Origin of the sequence: Streptosporangium sp. 'caverna', from assembly GCF_003203775.1 — a bacterium.
Lineage (GTDB): Bacteria > Actinomycetota > Actinomycetes > Streptosporangiales > Streptosporangiaceae > Streptosporangium > Streptosporangium subroseum.
On the sequence record NZ_CP029711.1, the window covers coordinates 3177407 to 3195845 of the forward strand.

Below are 18439 nucleotides of genomic sequence, written 5' to 3' on the forward strand. Positions count from 1 at the left end.
GGGCACGGCCGCTGTAAGGAGATCCATATGCGTTCACTGGGCATCGACGGTGCGTGGGTGTTCGAACCCAAGGTGTTCCCGGACGACCGGGGCAGCTTTCACGAGTGGTTCCGCGGAGACGCCTTCCGCGAGGCCACGGGCCAGGATCTGAATCTCTCCCAGGCGAACCACTCGATCTCCCGTGCGGGGACGCTGCGAGGTGTTCACTTCGCCGACGTGCCCCCCAGCCAGGCCAAGTACGTGAAGTGCGTCCGGGGCGCGGTCCTCGACGTGGTCGTCGACATCCGCGTCGGCTCGCCGACCTTCGGGCGCTGGGAGCCGGTGCGCCTGGACGATGAGGACCACCGCGCCGTCTACGTCTCCGAGGGGCTCGGCCACGCCTTCATGGCCCTGACCGACGACGCGACCGTGGTGTATCTCTGCTCCGAGGGATACGCGCCTGGGCGCGAGCACGGGATCAACCCGCTCGACCCCGAGCTCGGGATCGAGTGGCCGGCCGGCGTGACGCCGCTGCTCTCGGAGAAGGACGCCGCGGCTCCGACCCTCAACGAGGCCAGGGAGCGGGGGCTGCTTCCCGACTATGAGGAGTGCCGCCGGTTCTACGCCAAGCTCCGCGCCGGAAACCCGGCGCCGAACTCCGCACCCGAGGCTTGAGGCCAGGCTTCGTGCCTGAGGCTGGGATTCGCGTCCGAGCTTTGACGCCGGGCTTCGTGCCCGAAGCCGAGCTCCGTGCCCGAGGCTTGGTGCCGGGTTCCGTACCGAGGCCCGACGCCTGTTCAATGCCCGCATCGCTCAGAACGGCCACCGCGTCCACTGCCGCAGCGTGGGGCTGATCGATTCCTCCTCGAAGTCGAGGTGTTCGAGCAGGTGCGCGCTCACCTCGTCGAGAGCGAGGACCAGCCGCTTGCGGTTGTCGGGGGTGTCCTCGCTGCCGAGCAGATCCGCGAGGGCGGCGACCTGGTCGAGGAGATCGGAGATCCGCCGGTGGTCGGCCTCCAGGCGCTTGACGATCGGTACCAGCGCGGGATTCGAGCGGCGCAGCGCCGGGAAGAGGTGGGCGTCCTCCCCGCCGTGGTGCCCGTGGACAAACCGGCAGTACTGCAGGCAGTTGACGCGTAGCTGCCACAGCGGGCTCCGGGTCTGCAGGGAGCTGATCTTGGCCTGGACCAGCACGGCCGAGCCGCCCGAACTGATCTGGCCGGCGACCTCCCGCAGGACCCGCAGGTCTCGGCGGAGCATCCCGTGGACCCATTTCAGCTCGTTCACCAGGTGCTCGCCGGGCGCGCCGGCTGAGGCTGATTTCTGCGTCATGTTGTTGACGGTAGCAGATGATTGAAACGCCTCAACGATTAAGATCTGCCGACTATCGACCTCCTGTTACGATGCCGGTATGGCAGCGGAGGACACTCGGACGGCGGCGGAGGGGCTGGACCGCATCGGCTTCCTGCTGGCCCGGCACGGCGCGATCACCGACGGCCGCATCCGCCAGGCGCTCGGCGTCGCCGGCCTCACGACGAGGCAGAGCATGACCCTCATGCACCTCGCCAAGGCGGGACGGATGAGCCAGCAGGCGCTCATCGAGGCCCTGGGCGTCGACCCCAGCGTCCTCGTCGCGGTCCTCAACGACCTCGAACGGGACGGGTTCGCGGTGCGCCACCGTGACCCGGCCGACCGGCGCCGCCACATCGTCGAGATCACCACCGACGGGAGCGAGGCGCTGACCAGAGTGGAGCGCGCACTCGCCGCCGTGGAGCGGGAGCTGTTCGCCGACCTCGACGACGACGAGATCGCTCGTCTGCGGGAGCTCCTCGCCCGGGTCAGGACCGCGCCCGACGACCCGATGTGCGCCGGGCACTGAATCCGCCGATCACGCCACGCCACGCCGCACGTTCAGGCCGGTCCGCGATTCGGCGTGCGGTGGTTGCAGGATGGAGACATGGCACAGAAAATGTCGAAGGATCAGTGGCAGGCGTTCGTCTCGGAGGGGACCCGCACCGGCAAGCTGTCCACCGTACGGGTCGACGGGAGCCCTCACATCGCACCCGTGTGGTTCCTGCTCGACGGTGACGACCTGATCTTCATGACCGGTCAGGACACCGTCAAGGGGCGCAACCTGGCGCGAGACTGCCGGGTCGCGATCTGCGTCGACGATGAGCGGCCGCCCTTCGACTTCGTCACGCTGCAGGGGCGCGCCGAACTCAGCGACGACCTGGACACGCTCCGCGTCTGGGCGACCCGGATCGCCGCGCGCTACATGGGAGCGGATCGGGCGCAGGAGTACGGCGATCGCAACGGCGTCCCCGGCGAGGTGCTGGTCAGGGTCCGCATCGAAAAGGCCGTCGCCCTCGCCGACATCGCCGACTGATCCCCTTCGCTCCGGTATGCGAACGGGGCCCCTTCTGCCTGCTCCTGGTCGACCTGGCACAGTCTCCTGTGATTCGACGTTCTCCAGAAGGGCCCACTCATGACGCACATCGAGTTCAGCACTCCCTCGACGCTGCCGGCGACCAACGGGTACAGCCATGTCGCCGCCATCGCGCCGGGCAGCCGGCTCGTCTGGACCTCGGGTCAGGTCCCGATCACTACGGAGGGCACGCCGGCCGCCGCCGGCGACTGGGAGGCCCAGACACGCCTGGTCATGCGGAACGTCGAGGCCGCGCTCAAGGCCGGGGGCGCGACCTGGAACGACGTGTTCAAGCTCACGATCTTTGTTGTCGACACCTCGGCGCTGTCCGTCGTCCGGGCCGTGCGGGACGAGTTCATCAACCTGGAGCGGCCGCCCACAAGCTCGCTCGTGCAGGTCGCGGGCCTCTTCCGGCCGGACATCCTGATCGAGATCGAGGCGGTCGCCGCGGTTCCCGCAACCTGACGACCGGCGCCCCCGTCCTTGCGGGCCAGGCTTCCGTCCTTTGTGATCATGGCTGGGGTGCCGACCGGCGAGCCGGTGCCGGACGCGCACCCGGACCCGCGAGGGCGGCACGTGGGCCCGGATTCGAACCTGCGACCTGTTCCTCTCGAACGCCGGAGCGGTCTCGCGCGAGGTGCCGAACGGTACCGAACAGCGCCGGCACCTGCGATCTGCTCTATCTCGCGGTGCTCACATCGAGGACTCCGAGGACGCTGGTTGCGGGGACCATGCCGCCACCTGCCCTGCCGCTATAGCTACGCGAGTCGAGGGAGACGTCTCGATTGTCGCCCTGGACCCAGATGTGCCCTTCGGGTACGACGACCGGCTCGAACTCCAGGTGTGAGGCCCGCTCATTGGCCACGTAGGGCTCGTCCAGCGGTTTGCCGTCAATGATCATTCGATGATCCGCGTCGCAGCAGCTGACAGCGCTCCCGGGAACGCCGATGACTCGCTTGATCATGTAACCGCCGCTTCCACCCCATGACTTCGGCGGCAGGAAGGCGATGACGTCACCCGCCTTGGGTGCGTACGTCCCGTCGGTCATCTTGCCCGTGACCACGTCGCCCGTCTTGAGCGTGGGCATCATCGCCTCGCTCGGTTCGTGGTAGGACTCGCGTCCGGTCAGCTTGGAGACGAGCGGCTCGGGCAGGCCCGAACACGCCGATGCCATTGCCACCACAAAAGGAATAATCAGAATATGTGATCTGAAAAGTGACATGAGGGTACTATTTGGCCTAAATCTCATATGGGTGGCTTACGACTCACCATGATCTCATCGTGGGTCACGTCGCCGCGACTCTCGATATCCCCTCGGGGGACCCTCTCGTCTCACCCGAAGGAACGGCGAACCGGCGATGAAGGCCGGGTCCGTCTTCGTGTGGGCCCCGAGCCGGTGATCTTCTTCATCCGTGAGGTGTCAACGAGCACGGACGGGCTTGATGCGGAGGAGTTGGTCCGCCGGGCCTGCCTGGGACGCGGCGGATGGGAATGTGATGCCGGCGTACCTCGCCGGGCTTCACGGCGTGCGGAGCCGTGAGATGCCGATGCGGGAGCGGACGAGCACGGCCGAGGGGCAGCGCCGGTGCCCGCGGGTATCCCGAACAACTCGGAGCACCAAAAAGTCCCAGATCATCGGCTGCCGCCGCGACCTGGGACTCTGTCTCCCATGTGACCAGGTCGGACCTGGCCCACCATGGAGCGTGGTGGACGATACAGGGATTGAACCTGTGACCTCTTCCGTGTCAGGGAAGCGCTCTCCCGCTGAGCTAATCGTCCTCGCTGAAAACCAGAGGTGGAGACGGGATTTGAACCCGTGTACACGGCTTTGCAGGCCGTTGCCTCGCCTCTCGGCCACTCCACCGAGTGGGGGGCACGAGCCCCTTTTCCGAGCGGAAGACGGGATTCGAACCCGCGACCCTCACCTTGGCAAGGTGATGCTCTACCACTGAGCCACTTCCGCGTGTGCCTGCCAGGATCGGCTCGGCGTCACTGAGGGAACTCTAGCGAATACCCGGCGACTCCCCAAACCGAATGCGACCGGTATGTTGTGATGTAAGGAGCCAGTATCGGGTTCACCAGTTACCAATGCTTACTATGCGAGAGAGTGACGCCATGCGCGACAACGTGGTCGTGAACATCGGTCCGGAGCCGTTGAGCTTCGAAGAGGTCGTCCAGGTAGCCCGGTACGGCGCCACCGTACGCCTCACCGACGACGCCGTGGCGGCCATGGCCGCCGCCCGCACCCGCGTGGACGAGCTCGCCGAGAGCCCCACCCCCGCCTACGGGGTGTCGACCGGGTTCGGCGCCCTCGCCACCCGGCACATCGACCCCTCGCTCCGCGCTCAGCTGCAGCGCTCCCTGGTCCGCTCGCACGCCGCGGGCTCCGGCCCCGAGGTGGAGATCGAGGTCACCCGGGCACTGATGTTGCTGCGCCTGCACACCCTGGCCACCGGCCACACCGGTGTGCGCCCGAAGACCGCCAAGGTGCTGGAGAGCCTGCTCAACGCGCGGATCACCCCGGTCGTGCACGAGTACGGAAGTCTCGGCTGCTCCGGCGACCTCGCGCCGCTCTCCCACGTGGCTCTCACGATCATGGGCGAGGGCGTCGTCCGCGACGCCGCGGGCGAGCGCGGGGACGCCGCCGAGGTGCTGAAGCAGGCGGGCATCGAGCCCGTCGAGCTGGCCGCCAAGGAAGGCCTGGCGCTCATCAACGGCACCGACGGCATGCTCGGCATGCTGATCCTGGCCATGGACGACCTCACCCGCCTGTTCAAGACCGCCGACATCGGCGCCGCCATGAGCGTGGAGGCGCTGCTCGGCACCGACCGCGTCTTCGCCGCCGAATTGCAGGCCCTGCGCCCGCACCCGGGGCAGGCCGCCAGCGCCGCCAACCTCAGGGCGATGCTCAAGGACTCCGAGATCATGGAATCCCACCGGGACGGCACCTGCACCCGGGTCCAGGACGCCTACTCGCTGCGGTGCGCCCCGCAGGTCGCCGGAGCCGCCCGCGACACCCTCGCGCACGCCGCCTCGGTCGCCATGCGCGAGCTCGCCTCCGCGATCGACAACCCGGTGGTCCTGGCCGACGGCCGGGTGGAGTCCAACGGCAACTTCCACGGCGCCCCGGTCGGCTACGTGCTCGACTTCCTCGCCATCGCGGTCGCGGACATGGCGAGCATCTCCGAGCGCCGTACCGACCGCATGCTGGACGTGACCCGCAGCCACGGCCTGCCCGCCTTCCTCGCCGACGACCCCGGTGTGGACTCCGGTCACATGATCGCCCAGTACACCCAGGCCGCGATCGTCTCCGAGCTCAAGCGCCTGGCCGTGCCCGCGAGCGTGGACTCCATCCCGAGCTCCGCCATGCAGGAGGACCACGTCTCCATGGGCTGGTCGGCCGCGCGCAAGCTGCGCCGTTCGGTGGACGGCCTCACCAGGGTCCTCGCGGTGGAGATCCTCACCGCGGCCCGGGCACTCGACCTGCGGGCGCCGCTCCGGCCCGCCCCCGCGACCGGGGCCGTGGTGGCCGCCCTACGTGAGACCGTCCCCGGCCCCGGTCCCGACCGGTTCCTGGCCCCGGAGATCGAGTCGGTGGTCCAGTTCGTCGCCGACAACGCGGTCGTCGCCGCCGCGGAGTCTGTCACCGGCCCACTGGCATAGTCACTCGCGTCACCGGGCCCGCGAGTACGGTCACCGGCCCGCGAGTAGGGTCGCCGGCGTCATCGGGCGGTGGGGGTGGTCACCGGGTAGCGGGCAGGGCGGCGATCACCTCCACCTCGATCATCAGCCCCGGCTGGAACAGCCGTGACACTTCCACGGTCGTGCTGGCCGGGGGCTCGCCGGTGATGTGTCGCTGCCGTACGGCCCCGTACTCCGCCAGCAGCGACATGTCGGTGAGGTGCGTCCGGATGTGGGTCACGTCGTCGAACGTGCAGCCCTGGTCGGCGAGGATGCGTTCCAGCAGGTCCATCACGTACTCCGACTGGCGCGTCATGTCCCCCTCGCCGACCACCTTGCCCGCGGGGTCCAGCGCCACCTGCCCGGAGACGAACAGCAAGCCGGCGGCCTTGGTGGCGTGGGAGTAGTAGCCGTTGGTCGCCGGGACCGACGTCGGATTCAGCTTCTTCACGCGGGGAACGCGGGCCGTCGCGGCGTGTCCGAAGACGGCGGTCACGTCCGCTCCGCCCAGCCCGGCCGCCGTGGCGTCCAGCAGCCTGTCCCTGGCCGCCGCGGCGAGTGTCTGCGTCTCGTGGGAGGCCAGCACCAGGTCCTTGGCCGCGAGCGCGAGGCCGTAGCGGGTCTCGGGCGGGCCGTTCTCGATCGCCGGGCGGACCCGTTCGACGAGCGCTCCCAGGAATGTGCCGCCGAGCACGTCCAGCAGCGTCCCGACGTCCACGCCGGACGCCTCGCCGTACGCGACGGTCTCGGCGAGCAGGACCTGCGCGGGTACCATGGCGCTCATCACGGCCAGCTTCATCGCCGCCCCCGAGCCCGGCCCGCCGATCTCGCGAACCTGGCCGAAAACCCCCAATATCTCCCGGCAGCGCTCCAGGTCGCCCGGCAGCCCCCCGGCCAGCACCGTCAGCGTGCCGTCCCTCGCGGGCTGAACGCTGCCCAGCACCGGCGCGTCGACCAGTCCCACCTGCGAGGGGAGCCGGTCGCGGAGCTCGGCCACCGCCTCGGGCCCGATCGTGGACATCTCCACGATCACCGCTCCCGGCCGCAGACCGGGTGCCGCGTCCGCGAGCACCCGTTTCACCGCCGCCGGGTCGCTGAGCATCGTGATGACCAGCTCCGCCTCCGCCACGGCCTCGGCGGGAGACGGCGCGGTGACGGCTCCCTCGACGGTGCGGGGAGTGCGGTTCCACACCGTCACCTTGTGCCCGGCCTCCACGAGTCGCCGGGCCATGGGGGCGCCCATGTGCCCCAGACCAAGGAAAGAAATCATGTCCTCCACGGTAGAGAACGCCGGAGGCATTCCGCCAACGACTAGATTGCATCAAAGCCATGCGAGGGAGGAATGTGTTCGACACCGACGCACTACGCCTGCTGGACGCGGTGGCCCTCGCGGGGTCGTTCACCGGAGCGGCGGCCAGGCTCAACTACACCCAGTCGGCGGTCTCCCGGCGCATCGCCTCCCTCGAACAGCAGGCGGGCGGCCCGCTGTTCGAGCGCCTGCCCCGGGGAGTACGGCTGACGCCCGCCGGTGAGGCGCTCCACCGGCACGCCCAGGTCGTCCTGAACCGGCTGGTCAGAGCCGAGGAGGAGCTGGCCGGCATCCACGGCGGCTACCGGGGACGGCTGCGCGTCGGCGCGTTCGCCACCGCCAACGTCTCGCTGGTGCCGAGCGCCCTGCGCTCCTTCCGGCAGGAGTTCCCCGAGGTCGAGCTCATCCCGATCGAGGGGCCCAGCCGCCGTCTGCTGAGCCGGATGCGTGAGGGCGGCCTGGACGTCGCGGTGATCAGCGACTATCCGTCGGGGCTGCCCTACGACGGCGAGGTGGAGACGGTCGAGCTGGTCGACGACGAGCTGCTCGTCGCGCTGCCTCGCGGTCACCGGCTGGCGGTGGGGGAGAGCGTCGACCTGCGCGAACTGCGGGAGGAGACCTGGATCGAGGCGCCCCCGCCCGCCGGGACCACCATGCTCGGCGCGGCCTGTGCCCGCGCGGGGTTCGCGCCCCGCACCACCGTCAGGATCGCCGAGTGGACGGGCAAGTTCGGGTTCGTCGCGGCGGGGCTCGGCATCACTCTGGTGCCCTCCATCGCGGCGAGGGCCGTACCGCCCGATCTTGTGCTCCGCTCCCTCGGCGACCTCGCCCCGCGCAGGATCGTTTCCGCGGCCCTGCCGGGCACACCCCTGCCCGCGGCCCGTGCGCTGGTGCGGTTCCTCGCGAAGGTGGCGGGACAATAGGGGCGTGCACAGTTCATTTGCGCATGTCACTGGATATCTGGCCACTCGGCTCCGCGACGTCACCACCGACCTGGCGGCGCTCGACGGCGAGGGCTGGTGGGCCGTCGTGGTCGACTACGAGGGCAAGGTGACGTGTGCCAGGTTCGACGATGTCCGGCCGGCGCCGCTGCCCACGCCGCGCGGCCCCTGGCGGGGCCCCCGCCCGTCGTCGTGGCGCAGCTCGCTGGACCGGGCCGCCTACGAGGACGGCGTACGCCGCATCCGCGATCACATCGAGCGGGGCGACGTCTACCAGGCCAACCTGTGCCGGGTGCTGAGCGCGCCCCTGCCCGCGAACGCGGACCCGCTGGCGCTGGCCGTACGGCTGGCGGAGGGAAACCCCGCGCCCTACGCCGCCACGGTGAGCCTGCCGGAGCTGAGCGTCGTGTCCGCCTCCCCGGAGCTCTACCTGTCCAGGGACGGCGACGTGATCGAGTCCAGGCCGATCAAGGGGACCGGGGTCACGGCGGAGGACCTGCTGGAGAAGGACTACGCGGAGAACGTGATGATCGTCGATCTGGTCCGCAACGACCTGGGCAGGGTCGCCGAGGTCGGTTCGGTGAGCGTGCCCGCGCTGTGCGAGGTGGAGGAGCATCCGGGGCTCGTGCACCTGGTCTCCACGGTCCGGGCTCGGCTCGCGCCGGAGTGCGGCTGGCCCGAGCTGTTCTCCGCGACGTTTCCCCCGGGCTCCGTGACCGGGGCTCCGAAATCCTCCGCCCTGAGGATCATCAATGAGCTCGAACCAGAGCGGCGCGGGCCGTACTGTGGAACGGTGGGCTGGGTCGACGCCGACCGGCACCGGGCGTCACTGGCCGTGGGAATCCGCACGTTCTGGCTCTCCTCCGACGAAATTCACTTCGGTACGGGCGCGGGCATAACGTGGGGTAGTGATCCGCGACGCGAGTGGGACGAGACCGAGTTGAAGGCCTCCCGGCTCATCGCGCTGGCTTCCACATCAGCTTAGAAGGAGTCGCATGAACGTACCCGTATGGGTTAACGGGGCCCTTATCCCTCCGGATCAGGCCATCGTCTCGGTCTTCGATCACGGCCTGATGGTCGGTGACGGGGTGTTCGAGACGATCAAGTGCATGAACGGCGCCTCGTTCGCCCTCACCCGCCACCTGGACCGGCTCCGGCTGTCGGCCCAGCGCATGGATCTGCCCGAGCCCGACGTGGACGCGATCGCCGACGGCATCCGCGCCTGCCTGGCCGAGGCGCCGCCGTGGCCGCTCGGCCGGATCCGCGTCACCTACACCAGCGGCCCCGGGCCGCTCGGCTCCGATCGCGGTGACCAGGGCTGCACCGCCGTGGTGATCGTCGGCGAGCAGTCGCCGTTCCCCGCGACCGCGGACGTCACCGTCGTGCCCTGGCCGCGCAACGAGCGCGGCGCGCTCGCGGGCGTCAAGAGCACCTCCTACGGCGACAACGCCAAGGCCCTGCTCTACGCCAAGACGAGGGGCGGCGCGGAGGCGATCTTCGAGAACCTTGTGGGCAACCTCTGCGAGGGCACCGGCAGCAACATCTTCATCGTGCGCGACGGCCGGCTGATCACTCCCACGCTCGCCTCCGGCTGCCTGGCCGGGGTCACCCGCGCGCTGACGCTGGAATGGTGCGGAGGCGCGGAGGAGGACGTCCCGCTGTCGGCCCTCTACGAGGCCGACGAGGCCTTCCTGACCTCCACCACCCGCGACATCCAGCCGATCCGCATGGTCGACCAGACCGTGCTGCCGGCCGCGCCCGGCCCGGTCACCACCAAGGCGATGAAGATCTTCGCCGAGCGCGGCGCCGCCGACCTCGATCCGTGACGATCCGGCTCCGGGTTCGCGAGAGCCGTACGGAACCCGGAGCCGACCGCGATCCACGGCGATGCGCTGTCGGTTTTGTCCCCTGAGGAAACGCCCTTCGCCGGGCTTCCCCCGAATTGATCGCCAAGGGCTGCGAGGCGGTGCGGATCCGTTACGGCGGAGGGACCCCGAGCGGACCGGGGGATACCGGACCGCCGGCCGCCCGGGGGAGGAGTGGTCCACCTGACGGAGCCCGGTGACCGGGTCGCCGTCAAAATGGTGCACGGACGCCTGGCGGACGGCCCTTCCATCGCCCGGGAGCTCACCGCTACGGAAGGGCGCCGCCCTCGCCGTACGCGATGAGGACTCCGGGCGGGTCGTTCAGTAGGAGGCCTGGGTCTGGGCGTTCAGCTCCTTCAGCGTGACCTTCTTGGCCGGATCGGTCAGCGGGTCGTCGATCCGGAGCACGTCCAGGCCCCTGGTGATGTCGCTGGAGTAGATGTAGCCGTTGTAGTAGTAGGCCGACCAGGAGCCGCCGAGCCCCTCGATCGGGCCGCGCTCGAAGAAGCCGATCTCGCGGGGCTGGGACTCGCCGGTGAAGTCCCAGATCGACACCCCGCCCTGATACCAGGACTGGACCATGATGTCCCTGCCGGGCACCGGGATCAGGGCCCCGTTGTGCGCGACGCAGTTCTCCTCGGGCTGCTGCTCCCGGGGAATCTTGAAATAGCCGCGCAGCTTGAGCGTGCGGTCCGGGGCGAGGTCGTACACGGCGTTCGCCCCCTTGGTCTTCGGGGTGTCGGCGTCACAGGTCGCGCTCCCGCCACCACCCAGCTCGTCACCGAAGACGACCTTGGTGGCGGAGTTGTTGAACGTCGCCGAATGCCAGATCGAGAAGTTCTCCTCGTCGCTCACGTGCTGGAGAACCTTGGGCCTGACCCGGTCGGAGATGTCCAGCAGGAACCCGTCGCCGAAGCAGGCGGCGGCGGCCAGGTCCTTCTCCGGGTAGACCGTGATGTCGTGACATCCGCCGGGGAGCTCCTCCTGGCTGATCTGCCCGGAGAGCTTCGGTTGCGACACCACCTTGGCGGTGGCCGGGGCCTTGACGGGCACCTCGACCACGGAGATGTTGTTGTGCGGGGCCGGGCAGGTCGCCGACTGCTCGGGGCCGGGGGAGGAGACGTAGAGGTAGACCTTGTCCGCGTCCTTGCCGGGGACGAGCGTGTGGGTGTGGGAGCCGCATTCCGTGCGGACCGCCGACACGAACACGGGATGGGCCTTGTCCGTGATGTCGAAGATCCGGATGCCCTCCCAGCCGGTGCCCCGCTCCTCTGCGCTGTCGCACTCCGGCCCGACGCGTGCCGCGTCGATCGACAGGAACAGCAGGTTCCCGCTCACGGAGATGTCGTTCTGCTCGCCGGGGCAGAGCACCCGGCTGACCGCCGTGGGTTTGGTGGGGTCGGAGATGTCGAACACGCTGAAGCCGTCGAAGTTGCCGACGAACGCGTGATCGCCCTGGAAGGCGAGATCGGTGCCCCAGGACTGGGGCCCGTCGAGCGGCGCCTGGGGCGGCACGTTGGCCACCTGCGTGACGTTGGCGCTGTGGGTGACGTCGTCCGAGGCCGGCGGGGATCCCGAGGGCGAGGGCTCCTGAGAGGTCGCCGCGGTCGTCGCGCCCGCCGAAGCGGCGGCGCCCGGGGGCGCGGGATTCCCGGCACATCCGGCCACCAGGAGTAACGCGGCAAGGCCGGATGCCACAGTCGATCGCACAGTGCCCCCATCGAGTCAGCTCTTTTGCCCCATTATTAAAACTATGTGGAGGTTGCGTCTGCCGGATCGGATTATTGTTGCGATCTTGATTGCGTCGAGCCTCACGGGCTGCACGACGGCCGAACCGGAGCCGCGGACCCCCCTGGTCGCGGGAACCGGAGCGCCGGTGATCATTCCGGGCGGCCCCGGTGACGCGGGCCGTACGGCGCGGCCGGGCGAGAATCTCGGCGACTCCGAGGCAAGGGTCACGGCGGCCGACGTGAGGTTCGCCGAGGGCATGATCCCGCACCACCGGCAGGCGCTGGAGATGGCCGCGCTGGTCCGTCCCAGATCGTCCTCGCCGGTCCTGCGGAGACTCGCCGAGAGGATCACCGCCGCACAGCGGCCCGAGATCGCGGCCATGACGTCCTGGCTGAGGTCGGCCGGCCGGGCTCCGACCGGGCATGACGAGGGCGGCCCCCCCGGAGGCCACGGGGACTACGGCGGTCACGCCGTCACACAGGAGCAGGAAAATCGGCTCAGAACGGCCAGGGGAACGGATTTCGACAGGCTCTTCCTGAGCCTCATGATCGTTCACCACGAGGCGGCGGTGACGATGGCCAAGCAGCAGATCGAGGACGGCACGGATCGGATCATGCTGGCGATGGCCGCGGACGTGGTCTCCGGCCAGGCCATCGAGATCACCCGGATGCGGAGGGAACTGCTCAGGCTCGAAGGCTAGACATAAGGCCGCTCGCGTATGGGGTCCGCGAGATCCACGGCGGCTCGGAGGTCAGATGCTCCGGAAACCGGACACGCGGCGGTTCACCGGCCGACATCCCGGATACGCGGTGGTTCACCGGCCGACATCCCGGATACGCGGTGGTTCACCGGCCGACATCCCGGATACGCGGTGGTTCACCGGCCGACATCCCGGATACGCGGTGGTTCACCGGCCGACATCCCGGATACGCGGTGGTTCACCGGCCGACATCCCGGATACGCGGTGGTTCACCGGCCGACATCCCGGATACGCGGTGGTTCACCGGCCGACATCCCGGATACGCGGCGGTTCGACGGCCGGCATCCCGAATACGGGATGTGTGGCGGCCGGAGACCGGGCCCACGGGTCTCGGGCCGGCGGGCGTGGGGGCCGCACATCTCGGGCCGGCGGGCATGAGGGGCCCGCAAGGAGCCGGCAGGAGGGCCGCACGGAACCAGGCGTGCCCCCGGCTGCGGTGAGGCAGCCGGGGACACACGGGGCAGCCGGGGAGGCGGCGGCTGCGGGACGGTCAGGAACTCCAGAGCATGTTGCTGAGCTCGGCGTCGAGATCCATGAAATCGGTCTCGCGACCCGCCGGGACCAGCTCGTACGTCCGGTGCAGGAACTCCGTGAGCGGAGCCAGCGGCACCTCGAACAGGGCCTGTCCGAACGGCGACGTGAGGCTGATGTGCAGGGTGCGCTCGCCGTCGGCACGCGCCGGCCACACCTGGACGTCTCCGTCACCCACGCGCCGCACGATGCCGACTGTCAGCAACTCACGGGCAAAGATCCACTCGACCGGTTCGTCGTTCCCCACGTGGAAGGCCATCCTGATCGCGTAAGGATCGTCGGCCGTGTAGCTGAGTCCGGCTAGCAGGGGGACGGTGGTACGGTCGGGGACCACAAGCCGAAGGCCCAGCTCGGCAGAGACGGTGGAGCTGTTCATCGTCAGCCAAACCTTTTCGTCGTCGGTCCCCTCTTCGGGGCTTTTGATGCTCTGACGGACTTCGTCCCGAGCTATGCACGCGGAACAAAGAAACCTGTAGGAAAGATTCCGCCTCCACGCCCTTCTGTAACACACATCACAGCGCGACATTTGGGCATCTACCTGGCTAAACATCACCAACAGGGCCGTATTTACAAGGGTTTTGCGTCTCGTTTTGGTCACCGTCGACTTCCCGTTAGGGCGTCTCGGGCGATAGAGGTCTAGCTCGGGTTGTTCGGTGCTTCTGTGGATCAGGACGATGCTATGACACCGTAGCCCCCTGCCGGATGCATCCCCAGACCTTTGCCTCACGGATCGTGCCACCTCCAAGATCATCTTGGTGGTCGGGACCGCTTCGCGAGCGGTGCCGGAGTGCGGTATGGTTTTTCACGTCGGCACCGAGAGGCCGCCGACGGGGCGGGCGATTAGCTCAGCGGGAGAGCGCTTCGTTCACACCGAAGAGGTCACTGGTTCGATCCCAGTATCGCCCACAGTAGTAAGACGCAGGTAGGAACCCGACGGACTACATGGTCCGTCGGGTTTTTCCATGCCCGGGGATGTCTCTGGAAGAACCCAGGGAAACCAAGATCATTGCAAACGCCCTCCGATGAGAGATTTTTTAACGCCGGGATGTGGGTGGGCGGAGGCCGGGTGTGGCGGGATCGGGCCCCGGTTCGCCGAGTCGGCCGGGTCGTCCTCCGGGGAAATCTCCACGCGGATCACCATGGGGCGGGCCGGCCGGATGGCCGGGACATTTCTCGCGCGTAAGTCGTCGGCGAATCGTGGTCGAGCGCGCCCGCTCGCGGATTCCAATGAGCGCCATTCCATCACTCTTGTCGGGTTGCGTAACTGAAATCCCTTTCTTACCTTGAGCGCCCTGATGGTGTTTTCAATCATCTCTCGTCGCAATCATCACTGTTGTCCTTGATTGACCTGAGTCGCGTCACCAGCGCGTCCACCGGTTCGGTCATCTCAGAGGTTTTCTGTAAACGTCGCCCTCATTTCCGGGCGGCCGCCCGCCCTCTGGCGACGGATGGCTCATCACCCGCGTGCCGCGCCCGCGGCGCCTGCACCCGCGCCCGCGGTACCCGCATCTGCGGCCCGCCGCACCCGCCGCACCCGCCGCACCCGTCCGGCCCCGAGGTGGAGGTCGCGGTCCCGTATAACCGGCCGGTCTCGGATCGCCGTGTGACCTACCAGTCGGTTGGTCGACCTCTAGACTGATCGAAAAAACTAGAATGAGGTTCGGTAGCGATGCGATTTGGACTGCTCATCAACGAGTCCAGGGGACCGGACGCGCTGGTCAAAATGCGGGATCGGGTTGCCCGCGGAGCCGACGACGGCTTCTCCTCGGCCTGGGTGTCCAACATCTTCGGCCTGGACGCGCTGACCGCGCTCGCGGTGATCGGCAGTCAGGTCCCCGGGATCGAGCTCGGCACCGGTGTCGTGCCGACCTACCCTCGTCACCCGGCGGTTCTCGCCCAGCAGGCGCTCACGGTCAACACCGCCGTGGACGGACGGCTCGCGCTCGGCATCGGCCTCTCGCACCAGATGGTGATCGAGGGCATGTACGGCTACAGCTTCGACAAGCCCGCCCGGCACATGCGCGAGTACCTGTCCGTCCTGGTGCCGCTCGTCCGCGGGGAGAAGGTGTCCTTCAAGGGCGAGACCCTCACGGCGAATCTCGGGCTGTCGACACCGGGCACGGGGGACATGCCCGTGCTCATCGCCGCCCTGGCTCCGCGCATGCTCAAGCTGGCCGGTGAGGTGGCCGACGGCACCGTGCTGTGGATGACCGGTCCCAAGACCGTGGCCGAACACGTCGTGCCCGCCATCACCGAGGCCGCTCAGGCGGCCGGGCGGCCCGCGCCCAGGATCGTGTGCACGCTGCCCATCTGCGTCACCGACGACGTCGAGGCGGCCAGGGCGGATGCCTCGGCGAAGTTCGAGATCTACGGTCAGCTGCCGTCCTACCGGGCGATGCTCGACAGGGAGGGTGTCGAGGGCCCGGGCGGGGTGGCGATCGTCGGCGACGAGGACGCCGTGTCGGCCCAGATCGAGGAGCTCGCCAGGATCGGGGTCACCGACTTCGTCGCCGCCGAGTACAGCCGCGACGGGCGGACGCGGGAGTTCCTCAAGACCCTGCTCTGAGGGCGCTGCCATCTCCCGGGACCGAGGAGCCGAGGGCGGCCCCGAGGTCCCTCCAGAGCCTGATCAGTGGCAGAGAGGGCGGCCAGGGTCCCGTCGGCCCCCGTCAGAGGCCGAAGCCGCTCAGGACCGCCCAGGCCGTACCGGCGCCGGTGAGGGCCCCGGCGACGACCTGGGCCGGGGTGTGGTGGGCGAGCCGTACCCGGGCCCAGCAGACCGTCGCCACGATCAGCGCGCCCACGCCGAGGGTCGGTACGGCGGGCAGCACCTGGGCGAGTACCAGGACGGTGCCCGCCGACACGGCCGCGTGGAAGGAGATCTTCCATCTGAGGGTGATCGGGATCGTCACCGCGAGCGCGGCCAGCATCGCGGTCACCGTGGCGACCAGCAGCCGGGGCGCGCCCAGGAAGATCAGCAGTAACAGCGCGACGAGCACCGCGGCCACCGCCACCAGCAGCGGCTTCGTCCGGCTCGCGCGGTCCACGAGGTGATGGGAGTCCAGCCGCCCCGAACGGACCCCGGCCAGGATCACCCCGGCGGGGACGCCGCCGCACAGGGCCGAGGCCACCAGCCCCCAGGCCGCCCCCGGCCAGCCGTCCGCCAGCAGCCCGACGATCGGCGGCAGCCCGATGACCAGAACCTGTGGGGCGAACAGCCCGGTGACCCATCGGGCGGCCACCGTCGTGGCCCTCGTGTCGCTCGCCGTTCCCTGAGCGGTCATGCGGCTCCCATCGCTGTCGAGGTCAGTGGGTCAACCCTGTCAGGTGGGCGGCCGGGAGTGAAGATCGTCGGGTGGGCGCTCCGGGAGCGAGCCTCGGGAAGCCGTTGACGGCGGGCGAGGCCCGGGGCGGGGGCGGCTCGGCGAACCGCTCCCGCCCCGGACCGTATGACCATGCGGCCGAAAATCCCGCGGGTCAGCCGTTGGCGTGCAGGATGCTGTTGAGCTCTGGGCCGGTGCCCTTGCGGGGGACGACCTCGACGGCGCCGGAGGTGGAGTTGCGGCGGAACAGCAGGCCGGAGGCGCCGGAGAACTCGGAGGCCTTGGCCACCCGGCCGTCGGGGAGGGTCACCTTGGTCCCGGCGGTGACGTAGAGGCCGGCCTCCACGACGCAGTCGTCGCCGAGGGAGATGCCGACGCCGCTGTTGGCGCCCAGCAGGCAGCGCTGCCCGACGGAGATGACCTGCTTGCCGCCGCCGGACAGGGTGCCCATGATCGAGGCGCCACCGCCGACGTCGGAGCCGTCGCCCACGACGACGCCCGCCGAGATGCGGCCCTCGACCATGGAGGTGCCCAGGGTCCCGGCGTTGAAGTTGACGAAGCCCTCGTGCATCACCGTCGTGCCGACGGCCAGGTGCGCGCCGAGGCGGACCCGGTCGGCCTCGGCGATCCGGACGCCGCCGGGCACCACGTAGTCGACCATCCGGGGGAACTTGTCGATGCCGTAGACGGTCACCTGGCCGCGAGCGCGCAGGCGCAGCCGCACTTCCTCGAAGCCCTCGACCGCGCAGGGGCCGTGGTTGGTCCACACGACGTTGCTCAGCAGGCCGAACAGCCCGTCCAGGTTCTGGCCGTGGGGCTGGACGAGGCGGGCCGACAGCAGGTGGAGACGGAGATAGGCGTCGTGTGCGTCAGCGGGGGCCTCCGACAGCTTGGTGATCCCGGTGTACACCGCGACCACCTCGACGCCGCGGTCGGCGTCGGGGCCGAGCAACGCGGTGACCCCGGAGCCGAGCGCCTCGACGGCCTCGGCGGCGCTCAGCCGCCTGGTGCCGGGCGAGGACGGCTCGCCCAGCTGAGGGGAGGGGAACCAGGTGTCGAGCACGGTTCCGTCGGAAGTTATGGTCGCGATGCCGGCGCCGTGGGCGCCGGAGGTCTGGGCTGCTGCGTTCACGCCACCCAAGCCTAGTCAAAGTCGGCGCAATGGCCGTACGCCGAGGGAGCGTTGGGCGTGTGCGGGGGACGCCCGCTGGTTAGCGTGGCGACATGTTGAACGGCATCGATGTGTCGAACTGGCAGGGCGTCGTCGACTGGGGGCGCCATGCCAAGGCCGGGGTCTCCTTCGCCTTCGCCAAGGCGACCGAGGGCGTCACCTTCACCGACCCGTGGTTCGGGAGGAACTGGACGGGCATGCGGGAGAGCTGGATCGTCTGCGGGGCCTACCATTTCGCGCGCCCGGCGGGCAATCCCGAGGCTCAGGTGGGGCACTTCCTTCGGGCCGTGGGGCAGGCGGGCGGGCTGCACCGCGGTGACCTGCTCGCGCTCGACCTGGAGACCAACGACCACCTGCCCGCCCCCAGGGTGGCCCGTTTCGCCCGGCGCTGGTGCGACGCGGTCATCGCGCAGGCCGGGGTGAGGCCGGTGGTCTACACGTTCCTGTCGTTCGCGCGCAACGGCAACTGCGCGGGGCTGGAGAACTACCCGCTCTGGATCGCCGCGCCCGACCACCCGCGGGGCAGGCCGGAGGTGCCGGTGCCGTGGAGCAACTGGGCGATCCACCAGCACTCCAACAAACCGGTGGATCGCAACGTCTTCCGCGGCACCAGGGCCGACCTCACCTCACTGGGTTACCGCCCGCGCCGGAGCGAGGATGCCTGAGATTTCGCGTTGCGAGCACCGGTAGCATCGAGGTTCAAACCAACCTCCGAATGTTTTT

Annotated in this window: 18 protein-coding genes and 4 tRNA genes; 12 read left to right on the plus strand and 10 right to left on the minus strand. The window is 69.3% G+C overall.

Going from position 1 to position 18439, the window contains the following annotated elements; translation table 11 throughout:
* The first annotated feature begins 27 nt into the window (after nucleotides 1-27).
* Nucleotides 28-654 carry a dTDP-4-dehydrorhamnose 3,5-epimerase gene (rfbC, locus tag DKM19_RS14035; RefSeq protein WP_110696077.1) on the plus strand — a complete coding sequence of 209 codons (627 nt, stop codon included), beginning with the start codon at nucleotides 28-30 and terminating at the stop codon, nucleotides 652-654.
* 138 nt (nucleotides 655-792) lie between these two features.
* Here the strand turns inward: rfbC and DKM19_RS14040 are convergent, their stop codons facing one another.
* On the minus strand, nucleotides 793-1311 hold the full coding sequence (locus tag DKM19_RS14040; protein ID WP_110696078.1) for a hemerythrin domain-containing protein: 519 nt from the start codon (nucleotides 1309-1311) through the stop codon (nucleotides 793-795).
* 79 nt (nucleotides 1312-1390) lie between these two features.
* On the opposite strand from DKM19_RS14040, the gene DKM19_RS14045 reads away from it, so the two are divergent.
* The 3 genes from DKM19_RS14045 to DKM19_RS14055 all read left to right on the plus strand — a co-directional run bounded on the left by DKM19_RS14045 (nucleotide 1391) and on the right by DKM19_RS14055 (nucleotide 2869).
* Nucleotides 1391-1858, plus strand: coding sequence for a MarR family winged helix-turn-helix transcriptional regulator (locus DKM19_RS14045; protein ID WP_110696079.1), 468 nt, complete (start codon nucleotides 1391-1393; stop codon nucleotides 1856-1858).
* A 78-nt stretch (nucleotides 1859-1936) separates the two neighbouring features.
* Nucleotides 1937-2365 carry a PPOX class F420-dependent oxidoreductase gene (locus tag DKM19_RS14050; RefSeq protein WP_110696080.1) on the plus strand — a complete coding sequence of 143 codons (429 nt, stop codon included), beginning with the start codon at nucleotides 1937-1939 and terminating at the stop codon, nucleotides 2363-2365.
* Between the two features lie 99 nt (nucleotides 2366-2464).
* Nucleotides 2465-2869: a RidA family protein gene (locus DKM19_RS14055; RefSeq protein ID WP_110696081.1), complete on the plus strand. Its 405-nt coding sequence runs from the start codon at nucleotides 2465-2467 to the stop codon at nucleotides 2867-2869.
* 214 nt (nucleotides 2870-3083) lie between these two features.
* On the opposite strand, the gene lepB is transcribed toward DKM19_RS14055, so the two are convergent.
* The 4 genes from lepB to DKM19_RS14075 all read right to left on the minus strand — a co-directional run bounded on the left by lepB (nucleotide 3084) and on the right by DKM19_RS14075 (nucleotide 4367).
* Nucleotides 3084-3578, minus strand: coding sequence for a signal peptidase I (gene lepB, locus DKM19_RS14060; RefSeq protein WP_162641484.1), 495 nt, complete (start codon nucleotides 3576-3578; stop codon nucleotides 3084-3086).
* A 530-nt stretch (nucleotides 3579-4108) separates the two neighbouring features.
* Nucleotides 4109-4183 (minus strand) — tRNA-Val (locus tag DKM19_RS14065).
* Between the two features lie 14 nt (nucleotides 4184-4197).
* Nucleotides 4198-4268, minus strand: a tRNA-Cys gene (locus DKM19_RS14070).
* A 27-nt stretch (nucleotides 4269-4295) separates the two neighbouring features.
* Nucleotides 4296-4367 (minus strand) — tRNA-Gly (locus DKM19_RS14075).
* Nucleotides 4368-4519: 152 nt separating this feature from the next.
* Here DKM19_RS14075 and hutH point away from each other — a divergent pair.
* On the plus strand, nucleotides 4520-6067 hold the full coding sequence (hutH, locus tag DKM19_RS14080; protein WP_110705706.1) for a histidine ammonia-lyase: 1548 nt from the start codon (nucleotides 4520-4522) through the stop codon (nucleotides 6065-6067).
* 79 nt (nucleotides 6068-6146) lie between these two features.
* On the opposite strand, the gene DKM19_RS14085 is transcribed toward hutH, so the two are convergent.
* The gene (locus DKM19_RS14085) at nucleotides 6147-7355 is read right to left on the minus strand and encodes an NAD(P)-binding domain-containing protein (RefSeq protein WP_110705707.1); all 1209 of its coding nucleotides are present in this window, start codon (nucleotides 7353-7355) and stop codon (nucleotides 6147-6149) included.
* Between the two features lie 74 nt (nucleotides 7356-7429).
* Between DKM19_RS14085 and DKM19_RS14090 the strand changes: the two genes are divergently transcribed.
* Genes DKM19_RS14090 through DKM19_RS14100 form a run of 3 tightly spaced genes read left to right on the plus strand, consistent with a single transcriptional unit; the run spans nucleotide 7430 to nucleotide 10161 of the window.
* Nucleotides 7430-8317 carry a LysR family transcriptional regulator gene (locus tag DKM19_RS14090; RefSeq protein WP_110696083.1) on the plus strand — a complete coding sequence of 296 codons (888 nt, stop codon included), beginning with the start codon at nucleotides 7430-7432 and terminating at the stop codon, nucleotides 8315-8317.
* 4 nt (nucleotides 8318-8321) lie between these two features.
* The gene (locus DKM19_RS14095; RefSeq protein WP_110696084.1) at nucleotides 8322-9320 is read left to right on the plus strand and encodes a chorismate-binding protein; all 999 of its coding nucleotides are present in this window, start codon (nucleotides 8322-8324) and stop codon (nucleotides 9318-9320) included.
* Between the two features lie 10 nt (nucleotides 9321-9330).
* Nucleotides 9331-10161 (plus strand): aminotransferase class IV, encoded by an 831-nt coding sequence (locus tag DKM19_RS14100; protein ID WP_110696085.1) that lies wholly within the window; start codon nucleotides 9331-9333, stop codon nucleotides 10159-10161.
* Nucleotides 10162-10521: 360 nt separating this feature from the next.
* On the opposite strand, the gene DKM19_RS14105 is transcribed toward DKM19_RS14100, so the two are convergent.
* On the minus strand, nucleotides 10522-11898 hold the full coding sequence (locus tag DKM19_RS14105) for an LVIVD repeat-containing protein (protein ID WP_204358793.1): 1377 nt from the start codon (nucleotides 11896-11898) through the stop codon (nucleotides 10522-10524).
* A gap of 97 nt (nucleotides 11899-11995) precedes the next feature.
* On the opposite strand from DKM19_RS14105, the gene DKM19_RS14110 reads away from it, so the two are divergent.
* Nucleotides 11996-12631, plus strand: coding sequence for a DUF305 domain-containing protein (locus DKM19_RS14110; RefSeq protein WP_239514248.1), 636 nt, complete (start codon nucleotides 11996-11998; stop codon nucleotides 12629-12631).
* Between the two features lie 550 nt (nucleotides 12632-13181).
* Here DKM19_RS14110 and DKM19_RS14115 read toward each other — a convergent pair.
* Nucleotides 13182-13598: an SsgA family sporulation/cell division regulator gene (locus tag DKM19_RS14115; RefSeq protein ID WP_089210725.1), complete on the minus strand. Its 417-nt coding sequence runs from the start codon at nucleotides 13596-13598 to the stop codon at nucleotides 13182-13184.
* Nucleotides 13599-14056: 458 nt separating this feature from the next.
* Here DKM19_RS14115 and DKM19_RS14120 point away from each other — a divergent pair.
* Together DKM19_RS14120 and DKM19_RS14125 are read left to right on the plus strand one after the other, a co-directional pair.
* Nucleotides 14057-14128, plus strand: a tRNA-Val gene (locus DKM19_RS14120).
* A 763-nt stretch (nucleotides 14129-14891) separates the two neighbouring features.
* Complete coding sequence (locus tag DKM19_RS14125) at nucleotides 14892-15788, plus strand: LLM class F420-dependent oxidoreductase (protein ID WP_110696087.1); 897 nt, start codon at nucleotides 14892-14894, stop codon at nucleotides 15786-15788.
* A 103-nt stretch (nucleotides 15789-15891) separates the two neighbouring features.
* Here the strand turns inward: DKM19_RS14125 and DKM19_RS14130 are convergent, their stop codons facing one another.
* The gene (locus DKM19_RS14130; protein ID WP_110696088.1) at nucleotides 15892-16506 is read right to left on the minus strand and encodes a hypothetical protein; all 615 of its coding nucleotides are present in this window, start codon (nucleotides 16504-16506) and stop codon (nucleotides 15892-15894) included.
* Nucleotides 16507-16699: 193 nt separating this feature from the next.
* Nucleotides 16700-17677 (minus strand): 2,3,4,5-tetrahydropyridine-2,6-dicarboxylate N-succinyltransferase, encoded by a 978-nt coding sequence (gene dapD, locus DKM19_RS14135; protein WP_204358794.1) that lies wholly within the window; start codon nucleotides 17675-17677, stop codon nucleotides 16700-16702.
* Nucleotides 17678-17769: 92 nt separating this feature from the next.
* Between dapD and DKM19_RS14140 the strand changes: the two genes are divergently transcribed.
* The gene (locus DKM19_RS14140) at nucleotides 17770-18381 is read left to right on the plus strand and encodes a glycoside hydrolase family 25 protein (protein WP_110696090.1); all 612 of its coding nucleotides are present in this window, start codon (nucleotides 17770-17772) and stop codon (nucleotides 18379-18381) included.
* Nucleotides 18382-18439: the final 58 nt, after the last annotated feature.

Excerpts from the sequence above, each read along its gene's own strand:
- DKM19_RS14125 (WP_110696087.1), top strand. The coding sequence starts at position 14,892 with ATGCGATTTGGACTGCTCATCAACGAGTCCAGGGGACCGGACGCGCTG.
- DKM19_RS14045 (WP_110696079.1), top strand. The coding sequence starts at position 1,391 with ATGGCAGCGGAGGACACTCGGACGGCGGCGGAGGGGCTGGACCGCATC.
- DKM19_RS14115 (WP_089210725.1), bottom strand. The coding sequence starts at position 13,598 with ATGAACAGCTCCACCGTCTCTGCCGAGCTGGGCCTTCGGCTTGTGGTC.
- rfbC (WP_110696077.1), top strand. The coding sequence starts at position 28 with ATGCGTTCACTGGGCATCGACGGTGCGTGGGTGTTCGAACCCAAGGTG.
- DKM19_RS14085 (WP_110705707.1), bottom strand. The coding sequence starts at position 7,355 with ATGATTTCTTTCCTTGGTCTGGGGCACATGGGCGCCCCCATGGCCCGG.
- DKM19_RS14100 (WP_110696085.1), top strand. The coding sequence starts at position 9,331 with ATGAACGTACCCGTATGGGTTAACGGGGCCCTTATCCCTCCGGATCAG.
- DKM19_RS14140 (WP_110696090.1), top strand. The coding sequence starts at position 17,770 with ATGTTGAACGGCATCGATGTGTCGAACTGGCAGGGCGTCGTCGACTGG.
- lepB (WP_162641484.1), bottom strand. The coding sequence starts at position 3,578 with ATGGCATCGGCGTGTTCGGGCCTGCCCGAGCCGCTCGTCTCCAAGCTG.
- DKM19_RS14055 (WP_110696081.1), top strand. The coding sequence starts at position 2,465 with ATGACGCACATCGAGTTCAGCACTCCCTCGACGCTGCCGGCGACCAAC.
- hutH (WP_110705706.1), top strand. The coding sequence starts at position 4,520 with ATGCGCGACAACGTGGTCGTGAACATCGGTCCGGAGCCGTTGAGCTTC.
- DKM19_RS14040 (WP_110696078.1), bottom strand. The coding sequence starts at position 1,311 with ATGACGCAGAAATCAGCCTCAGCCGGCGCGCCCGGCGAGCACCTGGTG.
- DKM19_RS14130 (WP_110696088.1), bottom strand. The coding sequence starts at position 16,506 with ATGACCGCTCAGGGAACGGCGAGCGACACGAGGGCCACGACGGTGGCC.
- DKM19_RS14050 (WP_110696080.1), top strand. The coding sequence starts at position 1,937 with ATGGCACAGAAAATGTCGAAGGATCAGTGGCAGGCGTTCGTCTCGGAG.